The organism is Lysobacter sp. 5GHs7-4 (assembly GCF_021284765.1).
In the GTDB taxonomy this organism is placed as follows: domain Bacteria; phylum Pseudomonadota; class Gammaproteobacteria; order Xanthomonadales; family Xanthomonadaceae; genus Lysobacter.
The window spans coordinates 4059812-4068556 of the sequence record NZ_CP089924.1 but is presented as its reverse complement, the minus strand read 5'-3'; the positions used below and the strand labels follow the sequence as shown (position 1 = coordinate 4068556).

The window sequence follows — 8745 nt, the reverse complement described above, 5'->3', positions numbered from 1 at the left end:
CACGGCCCTGCGCCGCCGGCTGCAGCACACGGGCGATCTCGCCCAGGCCTTTCCGCGCGTGCACTTCGTCGGCATCGGCGGCACCGGCATGAGCGGCATCGCCGAGGTCATGTGCACGCTGGGCTATCAGGTGTCCGGATCGGACATGGCCGACAACGCCGTCACGCGCCGCCTGGCGTCGCTGGGGATCGCCGTGCATCGCGGCCATGCCGCCGCCAACGTGCTGGGCAGCGACTGCGTGGTGGTGTCCAGCGCGATCAAGCGCGACAACCCGGAGCTGATGGAAGCGCGCGCGCAGCGCATTCCGGTGGTGCCGCGCGCGGAGATGCTGGCCGAGCTGATGCGTTTCCGTCGCGGTATCGCGGTGGCCGGCACCCACGGCAAGACCACCACCACCTCGCTGGCCGCCAGCGTGCTGGGCGAGGGCGGCATCGATCCGACCTTCGTGATCGGCGGCCAATTGCTCGCCGCCGGCGCCAACGCGCGCCTGGGCGGCGGCCAGTGGCTGGTGGCCGAGGCCGACGAGAGCGACGGCAGCTTCCTGCGCCTGAACCCGCAGATCGCCATCGTCACCAACATCGATGCCGATCACCTGGAGAACTACGGTGGCGACTTCGCCAAGGTCCAGGCCGCGTTCGAGGAATTCCTGCACCGTCTGCCGTTCTACGGCCTGGCGGTGCTGTGCATCGACGATCCCAAGGTCGCCGCGCTGGCCGCCGAGACGCCGCGCCACGTGATGACCTACGGCTTCGACGGCGCCGCCGACGTGCGCGCCGAGGACGTCGAGCAGCACGGCCCGAACATGCGCTTCACCCTGTGCCTGCCCGACGCGACGCGCACCGCGGTGACCTTGGCGCTGCCGGGCCGCCACAACGTGCTCAACGCGCTGGCCGCGGCCGCGGTGGGCTGGCAGCTGGGCGTGCAGCCCGAGGCGATCGCGCGCGCGTTGCAGAACTTCGCCGGCATCGGCCGCCGCTTCAACCTGCTGGCGCAGCTGCGCACCGCCAAGGGCGCCAACGTGCAGCTGGTCGACGACTACGGCCACCACCCCAAGGAATTGGAGGCGGTGTTCGCCGCCGCGCGCGGCGGCTGGCCGGACAAGCGCCTGGTGGTAGCGTTCCAGCCGCACCGCTACAGCCGCACCCGCGACCTGTTCGACGAGTTCGCCGCGGTGCTGTCCAGCGTCGATGCGCTGGTGCTGACCGAGATCTACCCGGCCGGCGAGGCGCCGATCGCCGGCGCCGACGCCAAGTCGCTGGCGCGCGCGATCCGCGCGCGCGGCCGCATCGATCCGGTCGTGGTCGGCGGCGCAGGCGAACTGGCCGCGGTGCTGCCCGACGTGCTCAACGACGGCGACCTGCTGCTGATGATGGGGGCCGGCGACATCGGCCACGCCGCGCAGCAGATCGCCCACAACGGTTTTCAGGGAGAGTCCAAGTGAGTTCGCAGTTCGTTCCGCTCCGCGTCACCGATCCGGCCGTGTTCGGGCGCGTCGCCGTGCTCATGGGCGGCACCAGCGCCGAGCGCGAGGTGTCGCTGGATTCCGGGCGCGGCGTGCTAGAGGCGCTGCGTTCGCGCGGCGTCGAAGCGTTCGCGGTGGACGGCATTCCTGCGCTGATCGAGGCCATCCAGGCGAAGCGCGTCGACCGCGTGTTCAACATCCTGCACGGCAACAAGGGCGGCGGTGAGGACGGCGTGCTGCAAGGCGTGCTGGAAGCGCTGGGCGTGCCCTATACCGGCTCGGATGTGCTGGGTTCGGCGCTGGCCATGGACAAGATCCGCACCAAGCAGGTGTGGATGGCCGAAGGCCTGCCGACGCCGCGCTACAAGCGCATCGCCAAGGGCGAGGACGTGCACGCGGCAGCGCGCGAGATCGGTCTGCCGGTGATCATCAAGCCGTCCAGCGAAGGCTCCAGCGTGGGCGTGTCGCGGGTGCTGGCCGACGCCGACATCGACGAGGCCGTGGCGCTTGCCGCGCGCTATCCCGGTGAGATGCTGATGGAGCAGATGGTGATCGGCGACGAGCTCACCGTCGCGGTGCTGATCAACGGCGACGGCTACACCGCGCTGCCGTCGATCCGCATCGTGCCCAAGGGCCCGTGGTACGACTACCACGCCAAGTACATCGCCGACGACACCCAGTACCTGTGCCCGGGTCTGGAGGGCGAGGTCGAGGACGAGATCCGCCGCATCGCGATGCGCGCCTTCGTCGCCGCCGGCTGCAAGGGTTGGGGCCGCGTCGACGTGATGCGCGACCGCGACAGCGGCCAGCTGTACCTGATCGAGGTCAACACCGCGCCGGGCATGACCAGCCATTCGCTGGTGCCCAAGGCGGCGCGTCAGGTCGGCATCGAGTACGACGAGCTGTGCTGGCGCGTGCTCGAGGCGACCGTGCAAGGAGGTGCCACGGCGTGAACGCCATGCTGCGCCTCATCGGTTGGCTGCTCGCGCTGGCGCTGGTCGCGCTGCCGGTGGTCGCCGTGCTCAACGGCTGGATCGGCGCGGGCCAATGGCCGTTGCGCAAGCTGCGCGTGACCGGGCAGTTCGACCGGGTCGACGAGGCGCTGCTGCGTCGCACGCTGCTGCCCTACGCGCAGCGCGGCTTCTTCGCGGTCGATCTGGCCGGCGCGCAGGGCGCGGTCGCCAAGCTGCCGTGGGTGGAGCACGCCGAGGTGCGCAAGCGCTGGCCCGATGTGTTGGAGGTGAGCGTGGCCGAGCATCGCCCGTTCGCGCGCTGGGGCGCCGACCGCCTGTTGTCGGAGCAGGGCCGTTTGTTCCCGGCCAAGGGCGTGGACGTGCCCAAGGGCCTGCCGCAGTTCGCCGGCCCGGATGCGCGCGTGGCCGAAGTGGTGGCGCTGTACAACGAGTCGCGCGCGATGTTCGCGCCGATCGGGATGGAAGTGCAGCGGGTCGAAATCGACCAGCGCGGCAGCTGCACGCTGGGCCTGGTCAACGGTGCCGCCCCGGGCGGCACCGAGGTGGTGGTGGGGCGCGAGCAGGCGCGCGCGCGCCTGGCGCGTTTCGTGCGGCTGATGCCGCGTTTGCTGGCGCAACGGGTGCAGATCCTGGCCCGCGCCGATCTTCGTTACACCAATGGTTTCGCGCTGTCGTGGGCGCCGATCACCGCGCCCACGGCCGCAACGCAACAGCAGCAGGAAAAGTCATGAATCGCAAAGGCGACAAATCGCTGATCGTCGGCCTCGACATCGGCACCTCGAAGGTGGTGGCGCTGGTGGGCGAGTATTCGCCGGGCAACCCGATCGAGGTCATCGGCATCGGATCGCACGAATCGCGCGGCCTCAAGCGCGGCGTGGTGGTCGATATCGAGTCGACGGTGCAATCGATCCAGCGCGCGATCGAGGAGGCCGAGCTGATGGCCGGCTGCGAGATCCGCTCGGTCTACGCCTCGATCTCCGGCAACCACGTGCAGTGCCGCAACTCGCAGGGCATCGCCCCGATCCGCGACGGCGAGGTCACCTACGGCGATCTCGACCGCGTGCTGGAGGCGGCCAAGGCGGTGGCGATCCCGGCCGACCAGAAAATCCTGCACGCGATCCCGCGCGACTACGTGCTGGACGATTCGCAGGAAGGCATCCGCAATCCGGTCGGCATGACCGGCGTGCGCCTGGAGGTGCATGCGCACCTGGTGGTGTGCGCGCAGTCGGCGGCGGCCAACATCAGCAAGTGCGTGCAGCGCTGCGGCCTGCAGGTCGACGACCTGATCCTGAGCGTGCTGGCCTCCAGCACCGCGGTGCTGACCAGCGACGAGCGCGAGCTGGGCGTGGTGCTGGTCGACATCGGCGCCGGCACCACCGACATCGCGGTGTTCGTGCAGGGCGCGATCGCGCACAGCGCCAGCCTGGCGATCGCCGGCGACAAGGTCACCGAGGACATCGCGCACATGCTGCGCACGCCCACGCCCGAGGCCGAGCAGATCAAGGTGCGCTACGCCTGCGCGCTGGCGCAGATGGCCACCGCCGAAGAGTCGATCCAGGTGCCCAGCGTGGGCGATCGTCCGCCGCGGCGCATGCCGCGCCATTCGCTGGCGCAGGCGGTGCAGGCGCGCTACGAGGAGATCTTCGAAATGATCCAGGCCGAGCTGCGCCGTTCGGGTTTCGAACAGCACGTGCGCGCCGGCATGGTCCTGACCGGCGGCGCGGCGAAGATGGAAGGCGTGGTGGAGCTGGCCGAGGAAATGCTGCAGATGCCGGTGCGCGTGGGCATTCCGCAACACGTGACCGGGCTGGGCGAGGTGGTCGGCAACCCGGTCCACGCCACCGGCGTGGGCCTGCTGCTGATGGGCAGCCAGATCGAGCATCCGCGGCGCAGTTCGGTGATTCCGACCGGTCGCGCCGGCAGCTTCTTCAACAAGATCAAGAACTGGTACCGCGGCGAATTCTGACCGGACGGACGGTCGTGAGCGACGTGGGTTTCAAGGAATCGAGCCGGATGCGATCGGCGCCGATTCCGGATCCGGGCCGGGCCCGGATCGCGCGGCAGGCGAGACGGCGGCTAAGGGTTTGCAAGTCGGTTTCATGCGGCACCAGCGATGTATCCATAACTAGCAATACATAACGAGGACGAGGACATGGCACATTTCGAATTGGTTGAAAAAATGGCCCCGAACGCGGTCATCAAGGTCGTCGGCGTGGGCGGCGGCGGCGGCAACGCCGTGGCGCACATGGTCAGCGGCAGCGTCGACGGCGTGGAATTCATCACCGCCAACACCGACGCCCAGGCGATCAAGAACTGCGGCGCCAAGCTGCAGCTGCAGCTGGGCAGCAACGTCACCAAGGGCCTGGGCGCGGGCGCGAATCCGGAAGTGGGCCGTCAGGCCGCGCTGGAAGATCGCGAACGCATCATGGACGCGCTGACCGGCGCCGACATGGTCTTCATCACCGCCGGCATGGGCGGCGGCACCGGCACCGGCGCGGCGCCGGTAGTGGCGCAGCTGGCCAAGGAAATGGGCATCCTGACCGTGGCCGTGGTCACCAAGCCGTTCCCGTTCGAGGGCCGCCGCCGCATGCAGGTCGCGCTCAAGGGCATCGAGGAGCTGTCGCACCACTGCGACTCGCTGATCACGATCCCGAACGAGAAGCTGATCACCGTACTCGGCCGCAACGCGACCATGATCCAGGCCTTCCGCGCCGCCAACGACGTGCTGCTGGGCGCCGTGCAGGGCATCGCCGACCTGATCGTGCGTCCGGGTCTGATCAACGTCGACTTCGCCGACGTGCGCACCGTGATGAGCGAGATGGGCCTGGCGATGATGGGCACCGGCTCGGCGCGCGGCGACGATCGCGCCCAGGCCGCGGCCGAATCGGCGATCCAGAACCCGCTGCTGGACGACGTCAACCTGTCCGGCGCCAACGGCATCCTGGTCAACATCACCGCCGGCCCGGACTTCACCATGGCCGAGTTCGACGAGGTCGGCCGTACCATCGAAGGCTTCGCCTCCGAGGATGCGACCGTGGTCATCGGCACCGTGCTGGATCCGGACATGCAGGACGAGGTCAAGGTCACCGTGGTCGCCACCGGCCTCAACCGCGTCGCCGCCAAGCAGTCGGTGCGCGGCCAGGGCTTTGATCGCGAATCGCAGCGCGCTCCGATCCAGCTGGTGCGCAACGCCACCACCGGCCAGCCGGAGTTCTCGGCCATGGACGAAATGCCGTCCTCGCCGATGTCCAGCTTCGGCGGCAACCTGCGCGGCGGCTCGCGCCCGATGGAAAGCTCGGCCCCGGCCGTGGCCGACTTCGGCAACGACAGCAGCTACCTGGACATCCCGGCGTTCCTGCGCCGCCAGGCGGATTGAAGCCAGAAGTGAGCAATAAGTAGAAGTACGGAGTGAGTATGGGGGCTGGGCTGAGTTCGCTCGCTCCTCACCCCTCTGCGCTCACTCCTGTTCCAACACCCCGGGCCGGATTCGTCCCCCGGCCCGGGGGCGGTACTCCGCCGCGCGCTCAGGCGCGCGGCGTTTTGGACCGGCCGACCCGTCCCTAGGCGGGTCGGCCGGCCGGTTTCGCGCACCGGCGCCAACGGTGGGACACTGCGTCCTTTCCGTTCAGGTTCAGGGTGCTGCGTGCTACCCTTGCGCGGTTTCGACCCCGTCCCGATAGTGATGGAGTCGGCCGCGAGGCCCGACACGAACCCGCACCAACGACAGGCCGTCCCACGCGGCCAGGCAGACCCCACCGACCCATGTTGCGTCAGCGCACCCTCAAGAACGTGATCCGCGCCACCGGCGTGGGCCTGCACAGCGGCGAGAAGGTTTTTCTCACCCTGCGCCCGGCCCCGGTGGACACCGGTGTCGTGTTCCGGCGCGTGGACCTGGACCCGGTGGTGGAGATCCCCGCGGCGGCGCAGCTGGTCACCGAGACCGTGCTGTGCACTGGCCTGACCCAGGGCGCGGGCAAGGTCATGACCGTCGAGCACCTGCTGTCGGCGCTGGCCGGCCTGGGCGTCGACAACATCTTTATCGAACTGTCCGCGGCCGAAGTGCCGATCATGGACGGTTCCGCCGGTCCCTTCGTGTTCCTGCTGCAGTCGGCGGGCATCGCCGAGCAGGAGGCGCCGAAGCGCTTCATCCGCATCAAGCGCCCGATCGAAGTGGTGCACGGCGACAAGGTCGCCCGCTTCGAGCCCTACGACGGCTTCCGTCTGGGCTTCACCGTGGTGTTCGACCACCCGGCGATCCCGGCCTCGCAATCGCGCGCGGAGGTCGAGTTCTCGACCGAGAACTACATCCGCGAAGTCAGCCGCGCCCGTACCTTCGGCTTCATGCGCGACCTGGAGTACATGCGCGAGCGCAACCTGGGCCTGGGCGGCTCGATGGACAACGCGATCGTGCTGGACGAGTTCCGCGTGCTCAACGACGACGGCCTGCGCTACGCCGACGAGTTCGTGCGCCACAAGATCCTCGACGCGGTCGGCGACCTGTACCTGGCCGGGCACCCGATCATCGGCGCCTACGAGGGCTACAAGTCCGGCCACGCGCTCAACAATCAGCTGGTGCGCGCCCTGCTGGCCGAGCGTTCGGCCTGGGAAGAAGTCACCTACACCGACGTGGATGCACCGCCGGTGGCCTACGGCGAACCCGTCCCGGCCTGAGTTCTCCGCCCGACCTGGCACGGCCAGTGAACACGCCGGGCACAGCCATGACCCCAACGTGCGACGGATCACAGACGTGAACGTCCGGTGACGCTTTAACTAAATTTTAACGGTTTTTTACCGTTTCTTTAGTGCGCTCTTAACAAATTCAAGGGTTTAGGCCGTTAGCATGCCCCGACCCGGCCACAACGCCGGCGGCGGCACGGACCGTGCCAGCCGTCGCGCAGGGGTCAGGCGGCGTCATCCGAATCCGATGGATCGGGTTCTTTGAGCGACGCCAGGGCATCCGCCAAGGCTTTCTGCGCGGCTGCCGACATGGGTAAGGCTTTCCGGACAGGCCGCACAGGCGCGGCCACCGGCGCTGTCGTTTTGACGATCAGTTCAGCTGCATCCAGCCCGACGGAACGGGCCGCGTCGAGTAGTTCCGGAGCCGCGAGCCGAAGCTTGGCCCGCCACACCGGAGCATCGACGACAAATACGAGCTTGCCGTTATCGAAGTTAGCCAGTCGCGCGTGCGCGGCCAGCGAAGGCGGCAAGAGGGGGCGTAACCGTCGGTCCAGACCGTCCAGCCACAGCGCTCGACGGATCGGGTTCCCCGCCGGCTCAGCGAGCAGCGCTTCGAGCGCGTCGCGAGGGGTCGAGGGGGGGCGCTTGGGTGGTTTGGACTTGGAATCAGACATAGAACACATGACCTATCAATCCATCGTAAACAAATCGCGGGCGCAGCTGGGAACGTTCTTCCAGCATGTCGGCCACTTCGGCGGACGCCGTCCTGCCGTCGCGGTCGCCCTGCTCCTGGGCTCCGGCGTGGCGCTGGGCGCCGGCGCCGGCATCGCCGACAACTTCATGCTGCGCGCGCAGGTGCGCGAACAGCAGGCTCAGATCGACGCGACCAAGCGCGACGCCCAGCGCGAGATCAACGCCCTGGCCGCGCGCATGGGCGAACTGCAGGCCGAGGCCAACCGCCTCAACGCGCTCGGCGAGCGCCTGACCCGTATCGGTCAGCTGCAGGACGGCGAGTTCGACTTCAACAAGCCGGTCGGCCAAGGTGGCGCGGGCCCGGTCCGCGACATGCCCAAGGCCGAGTTATCGGGCGGCATGGCGCACCTGGATCGCCAGTTCAAGGCCTCCGGCGAGCAGCTGTCGGTGCTGGAGTCGCTGCTGTTCAACCGCCAGCTCGACATGAACGCGGTGCCCTCGCGCGCGCCGATCGCCAACAGCTACATCACCTCCGGCTTCGGCGGCCGCGCCGATCCGTTCAACGGCGGCAGCGCGTTCCACAAGGGCATCGATTTCGAAGCCGACGTCGGCGACCCGGTGCTGGCCGTGGCCGACGGCGTGGTCAGCTATTCGGGCGTGCGCTCGGGCTACGGCAACGTGGTCGAGGTCGACCACGGCAACGGCTACGTGACCCGCTACGCGCACAACTCGCGCCTGCTGCTCAAGGTCGGCGAGCTGGTCCGCGCGGGCCAGGAAGTCGCCAAGGCCGGCTCCACCGGCCGCTCCACCGGCGCCCACGTGCATTTCGAGGTCTGGGAGAACGGTCGGGTCGTGAACCCGGTCAAGTTCTTGAACCAGCAGTCGCCGCTGCGTGGGTGAGGAAGGCCTGCTTGCGAGCCACTGGCTCGCGGCCTGACG

The 8745-nt window shown here is 68.8% G+C and carries 7 protein-coding genes and 1 pseudogene; 7 read left to right on the top strand and 1 reads right to left on the bottom strand.

Annotation, left to right across the window (positions count from 1 at the left end; translation table 11 throughout):
• Nucleotides 1-7: 7 nt before the first annotated feature.
• The 6 genes and pseudogenes from murC (at nucleotide 8) to lpxC (ending at nucleotide 7107) form a co-directional block, all read left to right on the top strand.
• Complete coding sequence (gene murC / locus LVB77_RS18310) at nucleotides 8-1441, top strand: UDP-N-acetylmuramate--L-alanine ligase (protein ID WP_232910357.1); 1434 nt, start codon at nucleotides 8-10, stop codon at nucleotides 1439-1441.
• Nucleotides 1438-2415, top strand: a complete 978-nt coding sequence (locus LVB77_RS18305; protein WP_305068909.1) for a D-alanine--D-alanine ligase — start codon at nucleotides 1438-1440, stop codon at nucleotides 2413-2415. The genes murC and LVB77_RS18305 overlap by 4 nt, the downstream gene beginning before the upstream one ends.
• Nucleotides 2412-3107 (top strand): annotated as a pseudogene (locus tag LVB77_RS18300) (cell division protein FtsQ/DivIB); the annotation flags it as partial. The gene LVB77_RS18305 and the pseudogene LVB77_RS18300, both read left to right, overlap by 4 nt.
• Nucleotides 3108-3163: 56 nt before the next feature.
• Nucleotides 3164-4402: a cell division protein FtsA gene (gene ftsA / locus LVB77_RS18295; RefSeq protein WP_055908594.1), complete on the top strand. Its 1239-nt coding sequence runs from the start codon at nucleotides 3164-3166 to the stop codon at nucleotides 4400-4402.
• Nucleotides 4403-4588: 186 nt separating this feature from the next.
• Nucleotides 4589-5812: a cell division protein FtsZ gene (ftsZ, locus tag LVB77_RS18290; protein ID WP_232907499.1), complete on the top strand. Its 1224-nt coding sequence runs from the start codon at nucleotides 4589-4591 to the stop codon at nucleotides 5810-5812.
• Between the two features lie 386 nt (nucleotides 5813-6198).
• Nucleotides 6199-7107: a UDP-3-O-acyl-N-acetylglucosamine deacetylase gene (lpxC, locus tag LVB77_RS18285; protein WP_232907497.1), complete on the top strand. Its 909-nt coding sequence runs from the start codon at nucleotides 6199-6201 to the stop codon at nucleotides 7105-7107.
• Between the two features lie 230 nt (nucleotides 7108-7337).
• Here the strand turns inward: lpxC and LVB77_RS18280 are convergent, their stop codons facing one another.
• Nucleotides 7338-7787 (bottom strand): DUF721 domain-containing protein, encoded by a 450-nt coding sequence (locus LVB77_RS18280; protein ID WP_232907496.1) that lies wholly within the window; start codon nucleotides 7785-7787, stop codon nucleotides 7338-7340.
• Nucleotides 7788-7794: 7 nt separating this feature from the next.
• On the opposite strand from LVB77_RS18280, the gene LVB77_RS18275 reads away from it, so the two are divergent.
• A complete protein-coding gene (locus LVB77_RS18275) occupies nucleotides 7795-8706 on the top strand; it encodes a M23 family metallopeptidase (protein WP_232907494.1) in 912 nt (303 codons plus the stop codon).
• Nucleotides 8707-8745 lie beyond the last annotated feature (39 nt).

Coding starts and splice junctions, on each gene's coding strand:
- ftsA (WP_055908594.1), top strand. CDS start 3,164: ATGAATCGCAAAGGCGACAAATCGCTGATCGTCGGCCTCGACATCGGC.
- ftsZ (WP_232907499.1), top strand. CDS start 4,589: ATGGCACATTTCGAATTGGTTGAAAAAATGGCCCCGAACGCGGTCATC.
- lpxC (WP_232907497.1), top strand. CDS start 6,199: ATGTTGCGTCAGCGCACCCTCAAGAACGTGATCCGCGCCACCGGCGTG.
- LVB77_RS18280 (WP_232907496.1), bottom strand. CDS start 7,787: ATGTCTGATTCCAAGTCCAAACCACCCAAGCGCCCCCCCTCGACCCCT.
- LVB77_RS18275 (WP_232907494.1), top strand. CDS start 7,795: ATGACCTATCAATCCATCGTAAACAAATCGCGGGCGCAGCTGGGAACG.